Annotated in this window: 23 protein-coding genes; 3 read left to right on the forward strand and 20 right to left on the reverse strand. The window is 64.3% G+C overall.

The annotated features are described in order from the left end of the window. Nucleotides 1-21 precede the first annotated feature (21 nt). A complete protein-coding gene (locus tag AC1DSF_RS15985; RefSeq protein ID WP_478183117.1) occupies nucleotides 22-1,476 on the reverse strand; it encodes an alpha/beta hydrolase in 1,455 nt (484 codons plus the stop codon). A 105-nt stretch (nucleotides 1,477-1,581) separates the two neighbouring features. Between AC1DSF_RS15985 and AC1DSF_RS15990 the strand changes: the two genes are divergently transcribed. Then, complete coding sequence (locus tag AC1DSF_RS15990; protein ID WP_478183118.1) at nucleotides 1,582-2,049, forward strand: guanylate cyclase; 468 nt, start codon at nucleotides 1,582-1,584, stop codon at nucleotides 2,047-2,049. Between the two features lie 16 nt (nucleotides 2,050-2,065). On the opposite strand, the gene AC1DSF_RS15995 is transcribed toward AC1DSF_RS15990, so the two are convergent. The 3 genes from AC1DSF_RS15995 to AC1DSF_RS16005 all read right to left on the reverse strand — a co-directional run bounded on the left by AC1DSF_RS15995 (nucleotide 2,066) and on the right by AC1DSF_RS16005 (nucleotide 4,753). Further along, nucleotides 2,066-2,581, reverse strand: a complete 516-nt coding sequence (locus AC1DSF_RS15995; RefSeq protein ID WP_478183119.1) for a DUF1697 domain-containing protein — start codon at nucleotides 2,579-2,581, stop codon at nucleotides 2,066-2,068. Between the two features lie 26 nt (nucleotides 2,582-2,607). After that, nucleotides 2,608-2,832 carry a hypothetical protein gene (locus AC1DSF_RS16000; RefSeq protein ID WP_478183120.1) on the reverse strand — a complete coding sequence of 75 codons (225 nt, stop codon included), beginning with the start codon at nucleotides 2,830-2,832 and terminating at the stop codon, nucleotides 2,608-2,610. 85 nt (nucleotides 2,833-2,917) lie between these two features. Then, entirely contained in the window at nucleotides 2,918-4,753 is a 1,836-nt protein-coding gene (locus AC1DSF_RS16005) for an ATP-binding protein (RefSeq protein ID WP_478127190.1), read from the reverse strand. A gap of 200 nt (nucleotides 4,754-4,953) precedes the next feature. Between AC1DSF_RS16005 and AC1DSF_RS16010 the strand changes: the two genes are divergently transcribed. Next, nucleotides 4,954-5,433: an SRPBCC family protein gene (locus AC1DSF_RS16010; protein WP_478183121.1), complete on the forward strand. Its 480-nt coding sequence runs from the start codon at nucleotides 4,954-4,956 to the stop codon at nucleotides 5,431-5,433. Nucleotides 5,434-5,441: 8 nt separating this feature from the next. Here AC1DSF_RS16010 and AC1DSF_RS16015 read toward each other — a convergent pair whose 3' ends face one another. Beyond that, nucleotides 5,442-6,704 carry a DUF2252 domain-containing protein gene (locus AC1DSF_RS16015; protein WP_478127364.1) on the reverse strand — a complete coding sequence of 421 codons (1,263 nt, stop codon included), beginning with the start codon at nucleotides 6,702-6,704 and terminating at the stop codon, nucleotides 5,442-5,444. 252 nt (nucleotides 6,705-6,956) lie between these two features. Next, a complete protein-coding gene (locus AC1DSF_RS16020) occupies nucleotides 6,957-7,922 on the reverse strand; it encodes an AraC-like ligand-binding domain-containing protein (RefSeq protein ID WP_478127192.1) in 966 nt (321 codons plus the stop codon). Nucleotides 7,923-8,078: 156 nt separating this feature from the next. Here AC1DSF_RS16020 and AC1DSF_RS16025 point away from each other — a divergent pair, with 156 nt between their 5' ends. Continuing rightward, nucleotides 8,079-9,125, forward strand: a complete 1,047-nt coding sequence (locus tag AC1DSF_RS16025; protein ID WP_478127193.1) for a carbon-nitrogen hydrolase family protein — start codon at nucleotides 8,079-8,081, stop codon at nucleotides 9,123-9,125. A gap of 12 nt (nucleotides 9,126-9,137) precedes the next feature. Here AC1DSF_RS16025 and AC1DSF_RS16030 read toward each other — a convergent pair whose 3' ends face one another. From AC1DSF_RS16030 to AC1DSF_RS16095, 14 genes are all read right to left on the reverse strand, one after another. Beyond that, nucleotides 9,138-9,578 carry an acyl-CoA thioesterase gene (locus AC1DSF_RS16030; protein WP_478127194.1) on the reverse strand — a complete coding sequence of 147 codons (441 nt, stop codon included), beginning with the start codon at nucleotides 9,576-9,578 and terminating at the stop codon, nucleotides 9,138-9,140. Beyond that, nucleotides 9,575-10,114, reverse strand: a complete 540-nt coding sequence (locus AC1DSF_RS16035; protein ID WP_478127195.1) for a MarR family winged helix-turn-helix transcriptional regulator — start codon at nucleotides 10,112-10,114, stop codon at nucleotides 9,575-9,577. The genes AC1DSF_RS16030 and AC1DSF_RS16035 overlap by 4 nt, the downstream gene beginning before the upstream one ends. Next, entirely contained in the window at nucleotides 10,111-10,884 is a 774-nt protein-coding gene (locus AC1DSF_RS16040; protein ID WP_478127196.1) for an SDR family NAD(P)-dependent oxidoreductase, read from the reverse strand. The genes AC1DSF_RS16035 and AC1DSF_RS16040 overlap by 4 nt, the downstream gene beginning before the upstream one ends. A 46-nt stretch (nucleotides 10,885-10,930) precedes the next feature. Beyond that, entirely contained in the window at nucleotides 10,931-12,538 is a 1,608-nt protein-coding gene (locus AC1DSF_RS16045; protein ID WP_478183122.1) for an ATP-dependent acyl-CoA ligase, read from the reverse strand. Further along, nucleotides 12,528-13,259 carry an ABC transporter ATP-binding protein gene (locus AC1DSF_RS16050; RefSeq protein ID WP_478183123.1) on the reverse strand — a complete coding sequence of 244 codons (732 nt, stop codon included), beginning with the start codon at nucleotides 13,257-13,259 and terminating at the stop codon, nucleotides 12,528-12,530. Before AC1DSF_RS16050 ends, AC1DSF_RS16045 begins: the two co-directional genes overlap by 11 nt. Next, entirely contained in the window at nucleotides 13,256-14,971 is a 1,716-nt protein-coding gene (locus AC1DSF_RS16055) for a branched-chain amino acid ABC transporter ATP-binding protein/permease (protein WP_478127365.1), read from the reverse strand. The genes AC1DSF_RS16050 and AC1DSF_RS16055 overlap by 4 nt, the downstream gene beginning before the upstream one ends. A gap of 137 nt (nucleotides 14,972-15,108) precedes the next feature. After that, nucleotides 15,109-16,164: a branched-chain amino acid ABC transporter permease gene (locus AC1DSF_RS16060; RefSeq protein WP_478127199.1), complete on the reverse strand. Its 1,056-nt coding sequence runs from the start codon at nucleotides 16,162-16,164 to the stop codon at nucleotides 15,109-15,111. A gap of 19 nt (nucleotides 16,165-16,183) precedes the next feature. Next, on the reverse strand, nucleotides 16,184-17,341 hold the full coding sequence (locus AC1DSF_RS16065) for an ABC transporter substrate-binding protein (RefSeq protein WP_478183124.1): 1,158 nt from the start codon (nucleotides 17,339-17,341) through the stop codon (nucleotides 16,184-16,186). 39 nt (nucleotides 17,342-17,380) lie between these two features. Further along, a complete protein-coding gene (locus AC1DSF_RS16070) occupies nucleotides 17,381-17,863 on the reverse strand; it encodes an aromatic-ring-hydroxylating dioxygenase subunit beta (protein WP_478145813.1) in 483 nt (160 codons plus the stop codon). Next, on the reverse strand, nucleotides 17,860-19,185 hold the full coding sequence (locus AC1DSF_RS16075) for an aromatic ring-hydroxylating dioxygenase subunit alpha (protein WP_478183125.1): 1,326 nt from the start codon (nucleotides 19,183-19,185) through the stop codon (nucleotides 17,860-17,862). The genes AC1DSF_RS16070 and AC1DSF_RS16075 overlap by 4 nt, the downstream gene beginning before the upstream one ends. A 28-nt stretch (nucleotides 19,186-19,213) precedes the next feature. Beyond that, nucleotides 19,214-20,356, reverse strand: a complete 1,143-nt coding sequence (locus AC1DSF_RS16080) for an ABC transporter substrate-binding protein (protein WP_478127203.1) — start codon at nucleotides 20,354-20,356, stop codon at nucleotides 19,214-19,216. Nucleotides 20,357-20,471: 115 nt separating this feature from the next. Further along, nucleotides 20,472-21,629 (reverse strand): ABC transporter substrate-binding protein, encoded by a 1,158-nt coding sequence (locus AC1DSF_RS16085; RefSeq protein WP_478183126.1) that lies wholly within the window; start codon nucleotides 21,627-21,629, stop codon nucleotides 20,472-20,474. A 176-nt stretch (nucleotides 21,630-21,805) separates the two neighbouring features. Beyond that, a complete protein-coding gene (locus AC1DSF_RS16090; protein ID WP_478145816.1) occupies nucleotides 21,806-22,537 on the reverse strand; it encodes an SDR family NAD(P)-dependent oxidoreductase in 732 nt (243 codons plus the stop codon). Next, nucleotides 22,534-23,346, reverse strand: a complete 813-nt coding sequence (locus AC1DSF_RS16095) for a cyclase family protein (protein WP_478183127.1) — start codon at nucleotides 23,344-23,346, stop codon at nucleotides 22,534-22,536. The genes AC1DSF_RS16090 and AC1DSF_RS16095 overlap by 4 nt, the downstream gene beginning before the upstream one ends. Nucleotides 23,347-23,361 lie beyond the last annotated feature (15 nt).

Here is a 23,361-nt window from a genome sequence, read left to right on the forward strand (position 1 = left end):
AAACTGCGCGGCGCTGCATCCCTACGGTCGCGGAAGACCCTCTTCGATCCGATGAGCCATGTACGGGTAGAACGGGTTCGACAATAGTCGCGTGAGAAAGTCGGAGCTGACCGCGAGCGCGCGGTTTTCTCCGCGCACGGCGAGCGCGCCGAGGCTGATGCCAAAGTCCTCTCGCCCATCCGGCTGCAATCCGTACAAGCCGTCCGTCACCGGAAACGGCAGCGCCACATGCGACAGCGAATACACCTCGCGCGGAAACGCAAGCCCCAAAGGGCGGACCTTCTCTGCCACCGCACCCGCTTCGGTGGCGCGCTCCACCACTTGCAGGGAGCCCGTGTCGTCATTGGTGATCCACGTCGCCCTGAATGATCTCGGTGCCGGCGCGAGCAATCGGGCCGGTTGCGGATCGCTCGCGTCGTTCAACAGCGGACCAAACTTGGCGCTGCGGTTCATGTCGAAGAGCACCAGCTCGCTGCCGTTCGCAGGAAGGCGCTCATAGAGACTGGTCACGATGGCGCGCGTGCTGACGGTGGCATCGACCACCGACTGGAACGTGAGGATCGGCGCCAGCCTGGCCAAGCGCCCGGCGCTCGCCTCGCGCTCGATGTGGGCCTGCAGGTCCCGCGTCAGCAGCGACGATTGCCGCGCGCCATTCACGGGAAAGGAGTTGTATTTGAAGGGATTGAACTCAGGCGTGATGCCGAGCCACGCCGCCTTCTCGAAAGCCGGGAAGACCGCCGGCCACCCGAGCACGCCGGCGAATCGCGAAAGCGCGGTCACACCGATCATTGGCGTGATGAGCACGAGCCGGTCCGGCCGCGCGAGGCTCTCGTCGTCCAGCGCATCGAGCGCGTAATTCATCGCTAGCGCCCCACCGTTGGAATAGCCGACCATGTGCAGCGGCAGCGGTGCAGGCACACGGCGGCGGGCCTCGCGCACCGCCAGACGCGTCGCTTCCGACCAGTCTTTCCAATCGATGTTCGTCAATCCCGCGGGTACGGTCCCGTGACCGGGCATGCGCATCGCGACAGCGACAAAACCGTGATCCCGATACAGCTCGGCGATATGGCGGAGGCTGTAGGGTGAATCCGTCAGTCCGTGCAGCAAGACGACGGCGCCGGCGGGCTGCCCCTTCGGCTCGAGCACGAACGAACGATTCCAGTCCTGCGCGAAGTGCGCCGCGTTGAGTGGACTGGCCTCGTAGTAGCGGTTGCCGGGCACCTGGTCTTCTCGAGGCAGCTTGTCCATCACCTCGGCGCGCACTTCCGCGAAGGCGGCATTCTCGGCAGCCATGTAGGCGTTCCAGTCGGCCCTGCGGAGTTCATCGCGGGAAAGCTCATGCGGCACGTGCGTGTGCCATTGCTTGAGAGGCGGCCCGTTCTGAACGCCGTAGATGCGGCCGCCGACCAGAACGACCATGGCCGTGACGGCAATGAGTCCGATGTATTTCAGGATCCTTAACGACCGTGGCCTCATTGCTTTCCTTGAAAGTTCCGGTGACATCGGAAAACAAACGCATTGGGTTTTTGCGAGCCGCGCATTTGCCCTATAGTCATCGGAGCCGCTCCGCAGTGAGGAAGGATGACTTTGGCACCACGTAATTTCGATACATTTTCAGCGGCTCTGTTGAGCGATGGTCCCGCTGCCGCGCTTGCTTATCTGAACAAAGGCGTCCCTCACCGATACACCGCGATCTACCGCTTCGACGACAACCTTCTGCGCAACGTTCTGTTGCACGACAAACGCAATCAGCTTCCCCCTCAGTTCCTGCTTGCCGTGCCCTTCGAGCACAGCTTCTGCCAGTTCGTGCGAAAGGATCAATCGTTTCGAACGGACGACTCGGGCCACGACCAGAGGCTGACAACTCATCCATACCGGGGCGTGGTCGTGTCTTATCACAGCGTTCCTATCGCAAACAATTTTGGCGAGCTATGGGGAACGCTGAGTCACTTCGACCTGATGACCAACTCGGTATCGGACGAAGAGTTCCACCTGCTCGAACGAGCGGCGCAAGCTTTGAGCAGGCACGTGAACAAGCTGGTCACCTGACGGAGCGCCGCTGCCTTCAGGCCGCGGCGCATTTCCTGACGGTGTCCCAGGTGCGCGTGGTGACGCCATCGCCGAATGTCTTCTCGATCAACGTCATGAACACTGGGCCGCGCGGCCCGGGAACATAGGCCGAGAAGACTTCGCTGCCCTTCATCGAGAGGATCTGAGCCGCATCGAACTCGATCGGCAGCGCAAGCTTCGTTTCGCTGGGCCTGCGCAGGAAGGTGACGACGCGTTTGGCATTGGCAGGCAGTTCAAAGTCAGCGTAGGGGTCTGCCTCAATCAGGGAGCGCAGGGCATCTGCCGGCCTCACGATGGTGAGGAACGTGCGGTCGAGGTGTTGGGCCATTGCCGCTTCGGCCCTGCGTTCGAGCGCGGCGTTCGAGGCAGCGCGGGCATTGAAGACCACATTGCCGCTCGACAGGAGCGTCTTCACATCGGTGAAGCCGGCGCTTTCGAAGCAGCGCTTCAGCTCCGCCATCTTGGCGTTCATCGGGCTCACACCACGAAGAAGTGCGACATAGCGAGGCATGGGATTCGATATGTTGGACTTTTCCCTCAGTCGCAGCGATAGGTGACTTCGCCCTGTGGCGTGCCCGGTCCCTTGGTGTCGAGAAAGCGCATCGGCGCCCCGAAGTTGCGGCAGTACGCCTCGGCTTCCGCGGCAGTCGGCGACTTGAGCACGCCGTCGCCGAGAAAGGTGACGCGGGGAGCGGAGCGCGAAGCACATCCGGCGACCAGAGCCACAAACACGAAGACTGAGAAGGTAGTGAAACGACGCATCAGGAAACGCATTGCTGCGAGTTGGAGAGGAATGGGCGGTGCGTCACTGTAATCGCACCCGGCCCGGACAACTCCGCTGCCGACGTCAATCCACCGAGGCGGCCGTCGGCAGCGTGAAGCTGAACACCGCGCCACCGCCATCGCGATGAGAAGCCCACAGCTTGCCGCCGTGCGCTTCGATCAGCTTGCGGCATATCGCCAGCCCCACGCCGAGGCCACTGGATTTGGTCGAGTAGAACGACTCGAAAATCCGCTCGAGGTCTTCGCCGGCAATGCCGACGCCGCGATCCGCGACTTCCACCAGCATGTCCGCACTCTCGTTCAAGCAGATGCCGACCGAAATCTCCCGCTCGAGGTTGGAACGGGCCAATTCGGTGGCTTCCATTGCGTTTCGCAGCAGGTTCAGGATGACTTGCTGCAAGTGGATCTCGTCGACCACAATGCCCGGCAATGAAGTTTGCGCCTTCAGCACGATGCGGATGTCGCGCAGTTCGCAGTCCATCTTCACCATGCCGACGCACTCGGTCACGGCCCGGTCGATATCGATGAGCTTCGGCTCCAGATCGTGCCGCTGAACCATGCTGCGCATGCGCGTCACCACATCGCCCGCGCGGGTCGCCTGTCCGATGATCTTGTCGAGCAGATCGGTCAGCCGGACCATGTCGGGCGCAGGCTCCGCGGCGCGTCGACGCGCGGCGAGCGCATAGTTCTCGATCGCCCCAAGTGGCTGGGTGATCTCATGGGCGAGGCCAACCGACATCTCGCCCGCGGTGTGTACGCGCACCAGATGCGCCAGCCGTTCTCGCCAATGGGCCGCCTCGACCTCGGCTGCCAGCTTGCGGCGCTCCGCGGCCTCGCGCACGTGCAGGTTGGCGAATACTTCGGCAAGCAGGGTCACCCCGGGCGTCAATGCATCCGGCCATTCGTGTTCGAGCTCGATGCTCGCCAGAGTCAGCGCCCCGGCGATGCTGCCCCCCACCCTGATCGGCACGGCCAGCAGTGAACGTATGCCGAGCTGACTCAGCGTCTCCGCGTCCAGCTGCGCCTTTGGCGGGAGGTCTGGAACGTGAACGATTCGGATGACACTGCCGCTTCGGACCTGCGCGTAGATCCACGGCAACTGGGGCACTTTGCCCTCCGCCGCAGGGCCTGCGAATCCGTCGGCGTTCCACTGCTGTGTCACGCCGAACGGGATGTTGGCGCCGACGCGCCAGAGCGCCGCTCTTTCGGCGCCCACGAATTCGCCAATCTGCCGAAGGCCCAGCGCCATCGCCTGGTTCTGCTCTCCGGGCTTCGACATCAGGAGGGACGCGAGGATGCCACTTGCAAGCCGCTCGAAGCCCAGCGCCATCTGGAGTTCCTCCTGCGCGCGTTTGCGAGCGAGTGCGCTCCCGAAAATCTCCGCCAGGAGCCGCATGCGCGCCAGCAGGTCGTCCGGCCAGCTCCGCTCTTTGTGAACGCAGCCGAATCCGAGACTTCCGTGCAATTGCCCTCCCACCGTGATCGGCATCATCACGTGAGACTTCAAGCCGATCCTGCGCCAGGTCTCCTTGTCGACGCTTGCTTCAGGCGGGAGTTCGTCCAGCCGCGCAAACGCAATCGGCTCGTTGGCTCTCGCCTTCAGCAGCCCCCATGGATTCGTTTCACGCGCCGACTTGAATTTAGGCACGAGGTCCACGCCCTCGATGGCGTAGGAGTGGGTTGCCTCCGCGCGGCCGGTGATCGGGCAAAGGCGATTCAGCGTGGATCGATCGATGCCCAGGGTCGAGACCATCCGCGCCAGCCCTTGATTGATCGCGCCATCGATGTCTTGCGCAGGCAGCGAGATGAACGCGGCCGACAAGTCCGTGAGCAGGCGCTCGAATCGGAGCAGCTCCTCCAGCGGTGCTTGGGACGGGGCCGAAGCGACAACGTCATTCATGGTCGTGCGGAAAGGGCAGTTCGGCTGGCTTCGGATTTGGATTCGATCCTAGTGCAGAACACCCGCCATCGAAGCTCATGAAATGCACCTAATGCCACGTCTTCGAGACCTTCTGCCACGTACGTGGTCTTAGGTGACCACCGGGATGGATGCACGCCAATCAGCGCGCCAGAATGAAAGTTCCGATCGGAGATCGAACCATGCACTTTGCCTGCCGCCCCGTCGATGCGTCGTTCTTCGACACAGCACCCTTGCAGTTCAAGAACATCGTCGACCTCGAGGCGCCGCCCTCGAAAGTCTTTGCCGTCTTCGAAGATGAGGCATCCTGGCCGCAATGGTTCCATGCCATTCACAAGGTCGTCTGGACCAGTGAAAAACCGTATGGTGTCGGCACGACCCGAACCGCGTCGCTTGCTGCAGCCAATATCGACGAGCACTTTTTCATCTGGGAACCCGACCATCGGATGGCGTTCTACGCGACTGGCACCTCCGTGCCGCTGGCCCATGCCATGGCGGAGGACTACCAGTTGGAAGAAACCGAGCCCGGAAAAACCCGGTTTACCTATCGCGTTGCCATGGACCCGCACCTCGCGATCAGCATGGGCGGCCCGCTGTCGAAGATGTACTTCGAATCAATGTTCGCGAGTGCCTGCAAGCATCTGCAGAGCTACGTGAAGTAGTCGAGAAGCTACCCGGCGGCAGGGGCCAGGAGCCGCTCCATCGCCGCCACTTGGACGGCGCCTTCGCGCGCTGCGGCGGCAAAGGCGTTGTAATCGCGATGGGTCTGCCGCGCATACCTTTCCGCAAAGCGAACCATGGCGTTGTCGAACACGTCCGACTTGCCGAGATAGCCGCCGATCGTTGCCGCATCTCCTGACTTGGCATGCGCCAGCGCCAGTGCCCAGCCGCAGATGCTGCAATATTGGGAAAAGGCCGACGGGCTGGTCGCGTGTGGTTCAAGTTCGATGCTGCCCTTCATGTCGCGCAACTGGCGTACGTAGTAGTCCACGCCATCGAGCCGGCCCCAGCCGAGGAAGATGTCGGGCGAACCCTGAATGAGCCGCTGTCCGACCACCACGCGCCGCCCCTGGTTTGCGGGCATCGCGAATTCGGCATCCGGCGGCAGGTAAGGCGACAGCACCGAAGGCTGCGCCTCCTTGATCTGAAGGAACAACGGATCATCCTTGTCCCGGCCTTGCAACAGGATCACCCAGCAGCGCGTGCCGACGCTGCCGACGCCGACGACCTTCTGCGCGAAATCCATCACCCGATAGCGCGACAGCAGTTGGCGCCGCTCGGGCGCCAGCGAGTCGAGGTAGGCGAAGAGGAACCGGCCCAACGCCTCCTCCACCGGCCGCCCTGCCGAGGTATGCGTCGCCCGCACGATGAAAGGATGCTGCTCGACGATGTGATGCCGGTTGTCGATGAGGTCGGTCATCTTGTCCAGCACCTGCAGATGGTTGCGCTTGCGAGCCTTTTCCAGCACGGCCACCGCGCCGGGCTGAAGCCATGGCGGCAGCGCATCGAGCAGCCTGGCGCTGTCGATCGTGTCGTACCACACGTCGAGTTGGCCCATGCCGGCATAACGCCGAATGTGCCGGCGGTAGCTCTCGACGGCGGTGCGGGATGCTGTTTCGCAGGCCACGGCATCGCCGCCCAGATACTGCGTCGCAACAAATGCGCTGGCGGCAAGTCGCTTGATGTCCCATTCCCAGGGGCCGGGTTGCGTCTCGTCGAAGTCGTTGATCGCGAAAACAAGCTGCCGCTCGGCCGAAGCGAAGACGCCGAAGTTCGCCACATGCATGTCACCACAGGTCTGCACCTGGAGCCCCGTTGTCGCGCTCGGCGCCAGATCCGCCGCCATCACTGCCGCCGATCCGCGAAGGAATGCGAAAGGCGACTGCATCATGCGCATATGGCGCACCGGCACCAGTTCGGGAATGCGCGTCAACGCCTGCGTGCGAATGATTCCAACCGGATCGACTTTCGGCGGCCGCTGAAACTCACCATGGCTCGCACGGGGAACGCGTTCTCGCAGCGCCTTGCCGGCGGCCATCCGCTCGTCGACGCTGGGCCTCTCACTGGTGAACGCATCGGAGAGCTCCTGCGCCCTTGCTGCGTGTTCGCTGCTTTCGGGTTCGCTCCGCTGAATTCGCGCCATGCCTCGCTCCGTTTTTTGTTACTTGGGCGTCATTCTGAATCCTCAGTGCGGGATCTGCTGGCGCCACTCGCGCGGCGAGCAGCCGAAGCGCTCGCGGAAGGCACGGCTGAAGTGCGCTGCGTCGCTGAAGCCCCGGCCATAGGCGATCTCGCCCACCGTGCGACCCGCAAGACGCGGATCGAGCAAGTCGCGGCTGCAGGCCTCGAGGCGGCGTTCCCAGATGTATTGCGACGGCGTCAAAGGCTCGCTTTTGAACACCCGGTGGATCTGGCTGACCGACATGCCAAGCTCCCCCGCCAGCGCGCCCACCGACAGCGCAGGATCTTCCAGCCGGGCGTCGATGCGCCGCTTGATGCGCGCGAGATGGAATGCCGTCAGGTTGCTCAGGGCCGGTGAGCGCGCGGCCGGCAGCGTCTGCAGGCCCGCGACCAGGATGTTGAGCACCCCGCTCGCCACCGCAAGCGCCGATGCAGGCTGCAGCGCATCGATGTCTTCGCGCAGCGTCCGGATCATGCCGAGCAGCAGATGCCCGGCACCCTCGCGGCCCGAGACGGTGGTGGCGGTCAGCGCTTCCGTCTCACGCAGTTCACTGCGGAGCCGCTCGCCCGGCAGCTTGAGCACGATCTGCTCGAAGGCGCCGTCGAACAGCAACTGATAGGGGCGCGTGCTGTCGTACAGGGCGAAATCCCCCACCGATAGCACAGCGTCTCGCCCGTCCTGCCGCACCACGCCCCGGCCGCGCGCCTGGATGCTGACCAGGAAGTAGTCGTCTGAAGACCGCGCAATGTGGGCGGGCGTGCGCATGACCTTCTGCGGCCCGGAGGTCACCACCGACACGTCGAGACTTGGCAAGGTGTGCTGCCGGATGCTGCCTTCGAAATCGCCCCTCCCACCCGGGGCAGGCACCGGATCGCAGCCGAGCTGGACGTAGACATTGCAGATCATGTCCGTCCAGTACGCGAGACGCTGGTCGCGGGGAACGAGGTCGGTGCTGAGCAGCCGGGCCATCAGAGGCTCCTTCCGAAATTCGGCGTTGCAACGCTGAATCAAGAACGCCGCGCGTTCCGGACAAGGCGCATTCTGGCGGCGAACTTACGCTTCAAGCAACGCGCATGCCACCGCGCTAACCCGAAGAGATTCCTTCCCAACCACCCGGAGCCCCTGATGTCCAGCAAAGCCCATCCCCGTCTTCGCGTCGCCGCCGTGCAGGCCGCCCCCGTGTTCCTCGACCTCGACGGCACGATCGACAAGACCATCGACCTCATCGCGCAGGCGGCAAGCCAGGGCGTGAATCTGATCGCATTCCCGGAAACATGGGTGCCGGGCTATCCGTGGTGGATCTGGCTCGATTCGCCGGCCTGGGGCATGCAGTTCGTGCAGCGCTATCACGACAACTCTCTCGTCGTCGGCTCGGCCGAATTCGATCGCGTCAGGGATGCCGCGCGCAAGCACAAGATGTGGGTTTCGCTCGGCTACAGCGAGAAAGCAGCCGGCAGTCTGTACATCGCGCAGGCGCTGATCGACGACCAGGGCAATACGCTGCAGACGCGCCGCAAGCTCAAGCCCACGCACGTCGAACGCACCGTTTTCGGCGAGGGCGACGGCTCGGACCTCAGCGTGATCGAGACGCCGGTCGGCAACATCGGCTCGCTCTCCTGCTGGGAGCATCTCCAGCCGCTCAGCAAGTACGCGATGTATTCGCAGAACGAGCAGATCCATTGCGGCGCGTGGCCCAGTTTCTCGCTCTATCGGGGCGCCGCCTATGCGCTGGGCGCGCAAGTCAACAACGCCGCAAGCCAGGTGTATGCGGCGGAAGGTCAATGCTTCGTGGTCGCGCCCTGCGCCACGGTGTCCAAGGGCATGCACGAGATGCTGTGCACCGATCCGGGGAAGCAACAGATGCTGCTTGCGGGCGGAGGCTTCGCGCGCATCTACGGGCCGGACGGCTCGCCGCTGGGAACCAACTTGCCGGAAGACCAGGAAGGACTGGTGGTGGCCGATATCGATCTTGGAATGATCTCGCTGGCCAAGGCGGCCGGGGATCCCGCGGGCCACTATTCGCGGCCGGATGTCACGCGGCTGCTGTTCAACAAGACGCGGCGTGAGCCGGTGGTGATGCAGCGGCCGGGAGAACTCGAGGCGGGAGGCTTCGAGGCGGTTGCGCCGCAGGGCGAAGCGGCCGCCGGGCCCCGACAGGCACTTGCGGCCTGAACCGGGGGAGCGTCAGGATTCGGCCTGTGCTCCACGCGAGATGGCCTCGCGCATCGCCGCCGGAATCTCGATCGCGCGATGACTTTCAAGCGAGGTGGTCACCAGCACCTGCCGCATGCGCATGCGCGTCTCACCTTGGTGATCGAAGCAGTGCAGTCCCAGCGTGATCGAGCGCGTGCCCAGGCGCTCCACGGTCAGCCCGAGGATCACGCGGTCGCCCATCCGGCTCACCGCGCGAAAGTCCGCCTCCAGGCGCACCGTGGGCAAGCCGACCCGCTGGTCGACGATGAGCTTGCGATAGCCGATGCCGAGTCCTTCGTCGACCCAGTCTTCCACCAAGCCGTTGAACATCACGAAGTACTGCGGATAGAAGACGATGCCCGCGGGGTCGCAATCGGAAAACCGGATGAGCCGCTCGCGGCGGAATTCCGCTGCCGCGGCGGGCTCGCTCATGGGTTGTCCTCCGGAGTGGGTTCGTTGCGCATCATTTGCACGCGCAGTTGCCCGAGTTGGCTGTGCAGTTGGCGCACGGTCTTCATGTCGAGCCCGGAGAACATCTCGAGGATCCACTGCTCGTGCTCCTTGGCCATGGTCTCGAAAGTGCGGCGCCCCTTTGCGGTGAGGCTGACGATCCATGCGCGGCGGTCATCGGGGCTCGGCGTGCGCGAGACGACGCCTTCGCGCTCCAGCTCGTCCGTGAGGCCGGTCACGTTGCCGCCGGTCACCATCAGATAGCGCGAAAGCACGCGCATCTTGAGCCCTTCGCGGTAGCGGTAGAGCTGCGCCATGTAGTCGAAGCGCGCGAGCGTGATGCCGAAGCGCTCGCGCAGCCGCTTACGGATTTCGGATTCGATCTGGGTAGTACTCGCAAGCATGCGCAGCCACAGCCTGAGCACCGCATGGTCCTCATGGCCGGCCCGTGCTTCGTGCCCCAGTTCTTCCGCATCGCTGAGCACGGCATGCGAAGGGTCGTTGGTGCTGTCGATCAAGTCACTTCTCCTCCGGACACGGAAATGGACTGCCCGGTGACCGAGGCGGCGCTCTCTCCGCAAAGCCAGCGCACGGCATCGGCCACTTCGCCAGGCTGCACGATGCGGCGTTGCGGGTTCACTCCGGCGAACTCGGCCAGCGCATCGGCTTCGCTGCGGCCGGTCTTGCCGACCACATTCGCGACGCTGGCGCGCAGGATGTCGGTGTCGGTGTAGCCGGGACAGACGGCATTGACGGTGATGCCCTTGCGCGCCACTTCGAGCGCGAGCGATCGCGTGAGTCCGACCACGCCGTGCTTGGCGGCCGTGTAGGCGGCAACGTAGGCATAGCCCTTCTGCCCCGCCGTGCTCGCGATGTTGACGATGCGGCCCCAGCCTGCGTCGAGCATGTCCGGCAATGCGGCTTGCGCACAAAGAAAGCTGCCGGTGAGATTGACGGCCAGCATCCGCTGCCACAGGTCGACGGAGGTCTTCAGGAAAGGTGCGCTCTCCGCCTGACCGGCGTTGTTGACGAGGATCGACACAGCGCCTGAAGCGGCACGCAACGCATCGAAAGCGGCGCGCACCGACTCTGGATCGCTCACATCGACGGTGGCGACACCGTGGCCCGCGCCAGGGAGTGCGCCGCATGCGCGTTCCAAGGCCGCCCGATCACGGCCCAGCAGGCTGATCCGAGCGCCTTCGGAGGCAAGGGTTCTTGCGATCTCGGCACCGATTCCGCGTGCGGCGCCGGTCACCACGGCGTGGCGACCCTTCAAGGCATTGTTCATGGCGGACTCAATTGATTGACAACTAAATAATTTTATCCGCGCGCATTCAGCGGACGCGCGAGACTCGCGCCGCCCGGTCCCACGTGCCCGCAGTCACGCCGCGCTCTCGCAGCTTGTATTTCTGTACCTTGCCGTTCTCGGTGCGCGGCAGATCATCGAGCAGGTCGACGTAGCGCGGCACTGCGAAGTAAGGCAGGCGCGCTTCGCAGAACGCGATGAGTTCCTGCACCTCGATCGGCCGCTCAGGGCGCCCGACCAGCGCGACCATCACTTCATCTTCGGCAAGCTCGGAGCGCACCGGGTAGACCGCGCAAGACGCCACGCATGGATGACTCAGCAACACCTGCTCGACTTCGAAAGACGAGATGTTCTCTCCGCGACGGCGGATCGCGTCCTTGATGCGGTCGACAAAACGAAACGCTCCATCGGCATCGCGTATCACTCGGTCGCCGGTATGGAACCACAAATTGCGCCACGCCTCGACCGTCTTCGCGGGCATGTTGAAGTAGCCGTTCGCGAATGCATAGGGCTCATCGGCACGCAGCAGAAGCTCACCAGCCTCGCCCGGCGGGAGTTCGACATCGTCATCGTCGGCAACGCGCGCCTGGAAGCCGGGACGCAGCCAGCCCATGACGCCGCCCCGTGGCGAATCCGGTGCGGTCGCGATCGCGAAGTTGGTCTCGGTCGATCCGTAGCCCTCGAGCAGTCGCACGCCAGTGCGCTCGAAAAAGGCCTTGCCCGCCGCCGCGGGCACGCCGGGGCCCAGGCCGGTGCGTACGCGGTGGTCGCGCTCGCCGCGGCCCTCCGGCTGCGCGAGGAGGATCGGCACCATCGCACCGAGCAGATACACGACCGTGGCACCGCTGGCGCGCATGGCAGGCCAAAAGCCGGAGGCCGAGAAGCGCTGCTCGAACACCACTTCACAGCCAACGACCGCAGCCTGCGCAAAGGTGTTGAGCGCATTGATGTGAAAGAGCGGCAGCGTCGTGCACAGCACGTCATCGGGGCCGACGCCCAGCACCTCCGCACTGTTGACGCCCCACCAGAAGTACTGTGCGTGCGGACAGACCACGCCTTTGGCAGGTCCGGTCGTGCCGGAGGTGTAGAGGATCGCGAGCGGATCGCCAGGCTGCATGGCGGCCGGCGCGATGGCCTCTGCAGAGGCCGGGAAGCTTGTGACGCGCACGGTCGCGGGAGCTTGCCACGCTTGGGCGCCATCACCTGGCATGTCGTCGACGACCCAGACCTCGCGCAGCTTCGTGCTGGCCAGGTCGGCAGTGACCAGGCGCTCCACGAACTGGGCTTCGATGACCAGCAGATTCGCTTCGCTGTTGGCAAGGAAGTATTCGATCTGCGGCCCCATAGAGGCAGTGTTGATCGGCACCGTCACCGCACCCAGCCATCCCGCGCCAAGAAAGACTTCGAGGAACTCGATCCGATTGGCGCACATCAGCGCGACCCTGTCGCCGCGATAGACGCCGGCCTGCACCATCGCCGACGCGCGCGATGCAGCCGCAGCGGCGGCATCATCATGCGTCCACGTACGCCCCGCGATTCGAAGCAGCGGCCGACTGCCGAAAAGCTCGGCTTGCCGCTGCAGCAGCGCCGGCAGCGTGCGCTGCGCGGGCGGAATGGCTCGCGCCTCAGTCGTCATCGTGCGTGCCTCCGCCGAGGTAGGTCGCCTGCACGCGCGAGTCGCTGGCGAGATCGGCCGAGACGCCGGACAGCGCAATCTCCCCGGTTTCGAGCACGTAGCCGTGGTCGGAGCTTTCAAGTGCGGCGCGCGCGTTCTGCTCCACCAGCAGGATCGACACGCCGTCTTCGCGCAGCTTGCGCACGATGGTGAGGATGTCCCGCACGATGAGCGGCGCGAGGCCGAGGCTGGGCTCGTCGAGCATCAGCAGCCGCGGTGCGGACATCAGGGCGCGTCCTACGGCCAGCATCTGGCGTTCGCCACCCGAGAGCGTGTCCGCGCGTTGCGCACGCCGCTCCGCCAGGCGCGGAAAGCGGTCGTACACGGATTGCAACCGGCTCTTGAGCGCATCGCTGCGAAGGCGCTTCGAGAACGCGCCGAGCTGCAGGTTGTCGAGCACGCTCAGCTCGCCGAAGAGTTCGCGCTTCTCGGGCACGAGGCACAGGCCTCGTTCGACACGCGCCTCGACATCCAGCCCGTGCAGGTCCTCGCCTTCGAAACGGAGGGTGCCCTTGCTCGGAAGCAAGCCCATGGCGGCAGCAAGCAAGGTGGTCTTGCCTGCGCCGTTCGGGCCGATGACGGAAATGATCTCGCCAGGCTCGAGATTCAGCGAAACGCCGCGTACCGCATCGACCTGCCCATACGAAACATGCAGATCGCCGATCTCCAGCATCGCCGTCATACGACGCTCCCGAGGTAGGCGGCCTGCACTCGCTCGTCGGCGCGCACTGCAGAAGGCACACCTTCCACCAGCTTGGAGCCGAAATTCATCACCACCAGCCGGTCCACCAGTTTCATCACGAAGTCCATGTCATGTTCGACGATGAGGATGGTCACGCCCTCCTCCCGCAGCTTGCGCAGCAGATCGCCAAGGGCTATCTTTTCCTTGCGACGCAAGCCGGCAGCGGGCTCGTCAAGCACGAGCAACACGGGGTCGGCGGCGAGTGCGCGCGCGATTTCGAGGATGCGCTGCGTGCCGAGCGGCAGGCTGCCGGCCATTTCATGCGCGCGGTCGCCGAGACCGATGCGATCGAGCTGGCGCTGTGCTTCCTGGAGGATCTGCCGCTCTTCCGTTCGGTCGAGCCGCAACCCAGCCTTGAGCAGCCCGGTCGTCGTCCGTGAATGCGCGCCAAGCGCCACGTTGTCCAGCAGGCTCATGTGCGGCCGAAGCTTCACGTGCTGGAACGTGCGCGCAAGCCCCAGCCGAGCGACCTTGCGCTGCGGCATGCCGGCGATATCCTTGCCGAGGAAGCGCACCTGGCCCGAACTCATCGGCAGCGTACAAGTCAGCAGATTGAACATGGTCGACTTGCCGGCGCCGTTCGGGCCGATGAGGCCGATGATTTCGCCGGCGTTCACTTCAAAGCTCACGTCGTTCACGGCCACGAGTCCGCCGAAGCGCTTGACCGCGCCTGTGACTGACAGGATCGGCGACCCCCTTTGCGGCAAAGTGCGATTCGGCAGCGGCGCTACGGGTGCCGTCGCCTCACGCGATGGCGGGGCGAAGCGGCCACGGGTCCAGCGGCGCACGAAACCCATCAAACCGCCGCGCGCGAAGTGCAGCAGCAGGATGAAGAGCGTCGCGAAGGCGACCGCCTCCAGCTGCCCGGCGCTCTGCGTCAGCATCGGAAGCACATCCTGCAGGGCGTTCTTCATCAGAAGCACCAGCGCAGAGCCGACGAGTGCGCCTGCGAGCTGACCCAGACCACCCGCCACGGCCATCAGCAGGTATTCGATGCTCGCGCGCACATCGAAGGGCGATGGGCTCACGAAGCGGTTCATGTGCGCATAGAGCCAGCCCGCAAGTCCTGCGAACAACGCGGCTGTGACGAAGAGCGAGAGCCGCACGCGGTAGGCATCCTCACCCACGCTGGCGAGCAGCGTCGCACCGCCGCGCAAACTGCGAATGGCACGGCCCGGCCGCGATTGCAGCAGGTTGACGCTGAACAGGAACGCCAGTCCGACCAGCGCCCAGATAAGGTAATAGATGGCCCGCGGATCGGCCAGTGACCAGCCTGCAATGCTCAACGCCGGAATGTTCGACAAGCCCGTGTGACGGCCCAGCCCGTCGACATTGCCGAACAGCATCGCGATCGACAAACCCCAGGCGATGGTGCTCAGCGGCAGAAAGTGGCCGCCCAACCGAAGCGTGAGCATGCCGATCGCCAATGCCGAAAGGCCGGTCAGCAACAGCGCGAAGAGCAGTCCGATCCATGGCGACATTCCCTGCGCCGTGGTGAGCCATGCCGTCGCATAGGCCGCGATTCCGACGAACGCCGCCTGCCCGAATGATGTCGCTCCGCCGATGCCGGTGAGCAGCACAAGACCCAATGCCACGAGAGCGCCGATGCCGATGTCGTTCAGCAGGGAGACCGTGAAGTTGCTCGCCAGCATGGGCGCAATCGCCAGCACGGCGACCAGAAGGGCGATCCACAGGCGTCGCTGACTGAACCAGCCGCCGTGCGCCGCCGCCTTTGGACGCTCTGTGGCGAGCGCCAGGGAAGCGTCGCCCGGGGTTCCGATCGATTGGCTCATTGGTCCACCTCGTCTTCTTCCTCTTCGGAGTGAACAGTCATGTACGACCTCAGCATCAGCACCGGGATCAAGAGGCTGAACACGATGAGGTCCTTGAGCGCGCCGCTCCAGAACGATGCGAAGCTTTCGACCACGCCGACCGCCAGCGCGCCAATCGCGGTCATCGGGTAGCTCACAAGGCCGCCGATGATGGCGGCGACGAAGGCCTTCAGGCCGATGATGAAGCCAGAGTCGTAGTACATGGTCGTCACGGGTGCGATCAGCACACCGATCAGTCCCGCCAGCAACGACGCGCTGCCATACGCCAGAAGTGCCGTGCGTGCCGGGCGGATGCCGACGAGCCGCGCGCCGACGCGGTTGACGGCCGTCGCGCGCAGCGCCTTGCCCGCAACCGTGCGTTCGAATACGAGGAAGAACAAGCCGCTCAGGACAATGGCGGAGATCACCATCAACAGCACCTGGCCGCTCACGGTGAAGCTGTCACCGATGGAGAGCACGCCGCTGGCAAGCGGATTGGTGCGCGAGCCTTCCGGACCGAAGAACAGCAGGCCAAGCCCCGACAGCAGGAAGTGCAACGCCAGGGAAACGATCAGCAGCACCAGCACCGATGCATCGGCGATCGGCTGGAAGACCACCCGCGCCAGCAGCGGCGCAATGGGGACCACAAGAAGCACAGTCACTGCGATCTGCACAGCGGCTGGAGCGCCTGCGCGCGACGCGGCCCATGCCAAGGCGCAAGGCACGAGCGGCAGCACGCCCCAGGCCAGGATGGCTTTGGGAATCCTCGATGCCTCGCCCTTTCGGATCAGGCTCCCCATCTCGGTGAGCACCGCGAGCGCGGCCAGCACCATGACCAGCCCGATGGTCGGCGGCAGCCGGCCGGTCTCGAAAGCCGCCAGGGTCAGCGCAGCAAAGGCTGCGATGTCGCCGAAGGGCACGAACACCACCCGGGTCACGGAAAAAATCAGCACCAGACCCAGCCCGGCGAGCAGATAGACCGCGCCGTTGGCGAGCCCGTCAGTGCCCAGGATGAGCGCCACGTCCCATGTCATTGCAAAGTCCTTCGGGTGATCAGGGCGCCAGCTTCCACTGGCCGTTGTCCAGCTTCACGATGACGCGGGCGCGCTCGTCGACGCCGTAGAGGTTTCCCGGCTTGAAGTTGTAGACGCCGTGCGTGCCCACCACTTCCTTGGTGCTGGCGATGGCGTCGCGCAGCGACAGCCGGAATTCCGGCGTGCCCGGCTCGCCCTTCGCGCGCGCGGCCGCGTCCGTGAAAACCAGCCAACCGTCGAAGGAATAGGCCGAGTAGGCGTCGCTCGTCGGCGCGTTGTTGGTCTTCTGGAAGACCTTGCGGAAATCGAGCGCGATCTTCTTCGTCGGGTACTCGTCGGGCAGTTGCTCGGCGACGATCACGGGGCCCGTCGGCATCAGCGCCCCCTGACCTGCCGCGCCGACGACGCGCACGAAGTCGGGGTTGATCAGGCCGTGCTGTCCGTACACATGCCCCTTGAATCCACGTTCGTTCAGTGCCAGGAAAGGCAGAGCGCCCGGCGTGCCAGCGCCACCGGTCATGACTGCATCGGGCTTCATCGCCAGCAGCTTGAGGACCTGGCCGGTCACGGAAGCGTCGGAGCGCGCGTAGCGCTCGTTGCCCAGCACCTTGATGCCGGCAGCCGGCGCGGACTTCATCAGCGCCTCATAGACCAGGTCGCCCCAGGCGTCGGAGAAGCCGATGTAGCCCACCGTCTTGACGCCGTCCTTCTTCATGCGCTGCACCACGGCGTCGATCATGAGTTGCGTCGGCTGCGCGACAGTGAACACCCAGGCGTTCTCCGCCGGATCGAGCTGGATCGGGGTCAGGCCGATCATCGGCACCTTGGCATCGCGTCCGACCTGCGCCATTGCAATGGCAGCAGGCACGCCCGAAGTACCCATCAGGATGTCGACCTTGTCCTCCTCGACCAGCTTGCGCGCGTTGCGCCCTGCCGTCGTGGGATCGGAGCCGTCATCGAGCACGATGAGCTGGATCTTGTGGCCGTTGACCTCCGGCTTGTAGGCGAGTGCGGCCTGCATGCCCTTTGCATACGGCACGCCCAGCGACGAGTTGGGCCCGGAAAGCGAAACGCTCAGGCCGACCTTGATATCGGCTGCGAGCGCGGTCATCGCCAGACTGGCGCCCAGCGCGGCAGCGAGCGCTGTGCGCGCGAAGGTCTGCATCAAGCTCTTCATGTCGTGACTCCTGGTGGGGTGAAATGGATGAGCACTCGCTCAGATGAACAACTGGATCGCCGGCAAAGCACGCCAGGCGTTGAGAAGATCGACCCGCTTCAGCCGGATCGACCAGCCGGCGGCATCGCGAACGAGAAGATGGCGGCAGGTGCCAGCCAGCGTCACCTGGTCCTCGCCGCGCGCTTCGACGTAGATGAAGGGAGTCCGGAGTGCCACTTCGCCGCTCGCCGCGTCTTCGCGCTCGACGATGGAGCGTTGCAGCACATGCTGGCAGTGGCTGGCGGGATGCTGCGAATGAGCGCGCGGATTCTTGAGCCTGTCGATGCGCAACTGCAGCAGCAGCCGGTCTTCATAGGCAATCGAGTTGTGCGATTGAGGATCGGCCTGCGCTGCGCCGAGAAGCGGCACCCAGTAGCGTCCTTCTTGCGCGAAGAGCGCCAGCCAGTCGTCGAAACGGCGTGCGTCGAGCAGCGCGGCTTCTTCGGCGATGAAATCGCGGGGGTCGGTCATCGTGGCTGTCATGGCCTCGCCTCCATGCCCGCCGTCATGAACTTCGCCCAGGCGCGAAACTGATTGCGCATCAGCAACTCGTTGGTGCCGTTGGTGGTGATCGAAGCTTGCGAGAGCTCGGCGGCGTCGAAATTGCGGTGCAGGCTCACCCACTCGTTGCCTTCCGCGCGAAGGCCCTGCTGCATGCTCTCGAAGAGATGCACGTCGTCGTGCGCCACGACAGACATGGGCGAGAAGACGAGCCGGTTGTAGCTCATGGCTCGCTCGAAGAGCAGGTCGGGCGCTCCCGCGGCGCGGAAGCTCCAGGCCTCGATCAGCGTGCGGTTTGCGGCCAGCGGGCGAATCACGCGAATCGCCTGCGGCGAGCCCTTGACGGACAAGCTGGGAAAGAACACCGAATTCTGCGGGGAACGCTGCAGGATCTCGGCCGCACGTTCCACGCCGTGAGCGGCCTGCATGGCTGCTTCGTATTCGGGCAACTGCGCATAGTTGGAATGGATGCTGAAGTTGACGCCGAGCACGCTGTGCCCGTTGGCGTAGACGCGGCCGCCCATCTTGTCGAAGAAGTCGTAGCCGGAGCCGAACGGGAGGATCTGCTCCATAGCCATCGGCTTGGGTTCATGGGCCGCGCGCCCCTGCCAAAGCGCATCGGCAGCCTGCGTTGCCGACTCATGCGTCGACATCGGATGCACCGTGTCGTTGATGTTCTCCAGGTACATCTTCCAGTTGCAGTGGATGATGTTGCGCATCACGCCGCCGCCGACCGTCAGCCTACCTTCGGGCGATCGATCGACCATGTTGTCGATGGCATGCAGCACGTCGCCGAAGTAATCGCCGAACTCAGGGCCTTCATCCGACAACCGCGCGAAAACAAAGTCGCGATAGACGGCGACGTTCTTGAGCGCCGTCAGCCCCCGCCCCGACTCGCATTCCTTCAGGCGTGTGCCTTCGTAGCCACTCTTGAGCGGAATGGCGAGCGGCGCACCGTCGAGCTTGTAGGTCCACGCATGGTAGGGACAGCGAAAGAACTTGCCCGTGTTGCCGCACTCGTCCGACACCAGCCGGGTCCCCTTGTGCGCGCATCGGTTGTAGAACACGCGCACGGTGCCATCGGCCTGGCGAACCATCATCACCGGCCGGCCCGCGAGATCGAGTGACCAGAAGTCGCCGGTGTTCGGCACCTGGCTGGCGTGCCCGACATAGAGCCAAGTGTTGGCAAAGAACTGCTCCTGCTCCAGGGCGAAGAGTTCTTCGCTCAGGTAGACGTCCCGATGCACACGATCGTCCTGCACGAGCGCGCGAATGGCTTCTGGCTGGTTGCGGTAGGTGTTCATCGCCAATCTGCCTGCGCTTGGATGCGGATCAGGGAACCAGCTTCCACTGGCCTTTTTCGCTGCGGACGATCACCACTGCGCGCTTGTCCGAGCCGTAGCGGTCATCCGCCTTGAAGTTGTAGATGCCGTGGGTGCCCGTCAGCTCCTTGGTGCTCACGATGGCGTCGCGCAATGCGGAGCGGTACTGCGGCGTACCGGGCTCGCCCTTGGCGCGAGACACTGCGTCGGCAAGCAGCAGATAGGCGTCGTAGGTGTAGGAAGAGAAAGCGTCGTTCGGCGCCGAGCCGTTGGCCTTCTTGTAGGCCTCCCGGAAAGCCATCGACACCTTCTTGATCGGATTGCTGTCCGGCAACTGGTCGGCGACCAGCACGGGTCCGCTCGGCACTTGCAGCCCTTCGATGGATGTGCCACCCACCCGAACGAAGTCGGCGTTGATCAAGCCATGCGTTCCGTAGATCTGCCCTTTGTAGCCACGTTCCGCGAGCGCGAGGTACGGCAGCGCACCCGGTGTCCCGGAATTGCCGGCGAACACTGCATCGGGTCGGGTCGCAATGATCTTCAGCACCTGGCCGGCGACAGATGAATCGCTGCGCGCATAGCGCTCGTTGGCCACGACCTTGATGCCGGCCGCATCGGCACTCTTGACGAGAGAGTCATAGGCAAGATCGCCCAATGCGTCCGAGAAGCCGATGTAGGCCACAGTCTTGACGCCCGATCTCTTCATGCGGTCGACGACCGCCGACACCATCAGTGGAAAGGGCTGCGACACGGTGACTGTCCATGCGCCTTCAGGCCCTGGAATGGTCACCGGCGTCGGCGAAATCAACGGCGTGTTGAGTTCGCGCGCAACCGCGGCGATGGCCATTGCGCCCGGCACACCCGAAGTGCCGATGAGGACGTCGACCTTGTCTTCGACCACGAGCTTGCGCGCATTGCGCCCGGCAGTCGTGGGGTCGGAAGCATCGTCGAGCACGATCAATTGGACCTTGTGACCCGACAGAACCGGATGCTCGGCAATTGCGGCGCGAATGCCCTTTTCATAAGGAATACCGAGTGCCGACACCGGCCCCGAAAGCGAGCTGATGAAGCCGACCTTCAGATCGGCCGCGACGGCCTGAGTGGCCGCGAGCGCGATGGCCGATACGCAGAAGAAAGCGAAGAGTCTTTTCATGGTTCAGATGTTCTACATGGGTTTGTCAGGGATACCGCGGAACCGGCTCCGCCGGGCCGCCGGTATCGCCCCGTGAGAGGGGTGGCGAGCGACACGAAGTGCGCGAGCCTGGAGGTCAAGGAACAAGCTTCCACTGGCCCTTTTCGAGCTTGACGATGACGCGCGAGCGTTCGTCGGAGCCATAGCGATCGTTAGGCTTGAAGTTGTAGACGCCGTGCGTTCCGACCAGCTCCTTGGTGCTGACGATCGAATCGCGCAATGCAGCCCGATAGGCAGGCGTACCGGGTTCGCCCTTGGTGCGTGCCGCAGCGTCGAGGAACAGCAGCCATGCATCGAACGAATAGGCGGAGAAGGCATCCGTGGGCGCCGCTCCGTTGGCCTTCTGGTAGGCACCGCGGAACTCCATCGACACCTTCCGGATCGGGTTGGAATCCGGCAATTGCTCAGCAACGATGACCGGCCCGGTCGGCGCCAGCAGGCCCTCGACTGCGGAGCCGCCCACGCGGACGAAGTCGGGATTGATCAAGGCATGCATGCCGTAGATCTGGCCCTTGTAGCCACGCTCGGCCAGCGCCAGATACGGCAACGCGCCGGGCGTGCCGGAAGTGCCTGTGATCACGGCATCAGGGCGCAGCGCGACGATCTTCAGGACCTGGCCCGTCACCGACGCATCAGCGCGCGCATAGCGCTCGTTCGAAACCACCTTGATGCCCGCGGGCTCGGCGCTCTTCTGCAGCGCGTCGTACACGAGATCGCCCCAGGCGTCGGAGAAGCCGATGTAGCCGACCGTCTTCACGCCCGACTTCTTCATGCGCTCCACCACGGCGCTCACCATCAAAGGGGCAGGCTGCGGCAGTGTGACCATCCACGCACCCTCTTCGCCCGGCAGGTTCGCGTTGGCAATGGATATCAGCGGCGTCTTCGTTTCGCGTGCGACGGCCGCGATCGCCAATGCGCCGGGAGAGCCCGCCGTGCCGATGATGACGTCGACCTTGTCCTCATCGATCAGCTTGCGCGCATTGCGCGCAGCAGTGGATGGATCCGATGCATCGTCGAGTTGCACCAACTGGATCTTGTGGCCGTTGAGGTCGGACTTGTACGCGACCGCAGCCTTGATGCCCTTTTCGTAGGGAATGCCGAGCGAGGAAACAGGCCCCGACAACGAAGTGATGAACCCGACCTTGAGATCGGCGGCCCATGCGTTCGCCGCGGTGAGCGCACCGACGGCGGCGGCGATGCCGGCCATGGTGCGGATGCTTGTCAGGACTTTCATGCAAGGCTCCTTGGGATGCAGGTAGACAAAGAACGCAAAGATCGACTCACCACGACGTACTCCGAACAAACCACATGATTTGTGAATTATTTAGAGCTAAACGATATTAGCGAGCGTGTGGCGTGACGACAAGTGAGAGAAAACGCTAGGTGGACGAATTCGCAGGCAATGCACTGCTAGAGGGCCAGACTGCCCACGCTGGTGCCGCCGCAAACATAGAGGACCTGTCCGGTGACAAAGCTGTTCGCCGGGTCGGCAAAGAAACGCACGGCGCGTGCCACATCGGTTGACTCGCCGAGTCGACGCACTGGCACTGACGCAGCAAGTGCGCGCTCTTTGTCGCTGCCTGCTTCGACGACGTCGTAGAACATGTCGGTACGAATTGGGCCGGGCGCGACCACGTTGACGGTGATCCCTTCAGGCGCGAGTTCGAGTGCCCAAGTGCGGGCCATGCCGAGCATGCCGGCTTTGGTGGCTGAATAGTTCGTGCGCGTCGCCAGGCCGAGCGCCGCGCGGGACGACAACAACACCACGCGACCAAAACGCTGTGATCGCATTGCAGGCAGAGCAGCCTGCACGATCTGAATTGCGCAGCCCAGGTGCAGATCCACCAATGCGTCGAGATCATCGAGCTTCACGTCGGCGAGCAACGCAGGGCGGATGACACCGGCGTTGTGCACCACGGTCGTCACCTCGAAGCGACGGACCAGTTCCGCCACCGCCTGTGCCGTGGCAGCACGGTCAGCGAGGTCGACCTCGATGCTGTGCAGTTTCGAGTGATCGATGTCCGCTCGCCGTCTCGCCAACGACACCACTTCGTAGCCCTGCTCGAGCAAGTCTTCGCAGATGGCTTTGCCGATGCCGGCGCTCCCGCCCGTGACGACTGCCACTTTGTCGGCGGCGCTCATGCATTGGCTCCGACAAGCGCGAGCACGCGCAAGGGGCTTCCGCTGCCCTTCTCGATCTTGAGCGGCGGGCAGATCAACACTGCGCCAGCCGCTGGCAACAAATCAAGGTTGCTCAGGCACTGCAAGCCATAGCGACCCGCGCCGTGCATGTAGTAGTGGCACGGATAGGGTGGCCGCAGGTGGTAGCCCTGGCCCGCATCGGTGCCGATGCTTTCGGAACCGAAGCCAAGCACATCGCGTTGCTCGACCAGGAAGCGCACGGCCTCGGTGCTCGGGCCCGGCGTGTGCTGACCGGTCTCATCGAAATTTTGGTAGGCCTCGGGGTCATGGCGCTTCGACCAGTCAGTGCGCATCAGGACCCACGCGCCCTTCGGAATGCGCCCGTGGCTCGCCTCGTATTGCTCGATGTCTTCGATGGTCAGCAGGTAGTCCGGATCGTCCTTCACCTGTGGCGAGCAGTCGATGACGCACGCAGGCGCAACGAAGTGCTGCACCGGGATCGTGTCGACCGAGTTGTTCGGCAGATCGCGCCCGGAGATCCAGTGGATCGGCGCATCGAAGTGCGTGCCGGTGTGTTCGCCGCAGGAAAAGTTGTTCCAGTACCAGGCGGGGCCACGCTCGTCGTACTTCGACACTTCCTCGATGCGGAAGGGCCAGCACTGGCCCATCTCGGGAGGCAGCGCGATCTGCGGAAACTCGGGCGTCAAGGTCTGTGTGAGATCGACCACCCGGATGCGGCCCGTCGACATGGCGCCCACCAATCCACCGAGGATTTCGGCCGTGGACATCAGTTCAGTAGTTGTCGTCATTGCATTGCTCCAAGT

The sequence above is a fragment of the Variovorax sp. 01N429 genome (assembly GCF_056399425.1).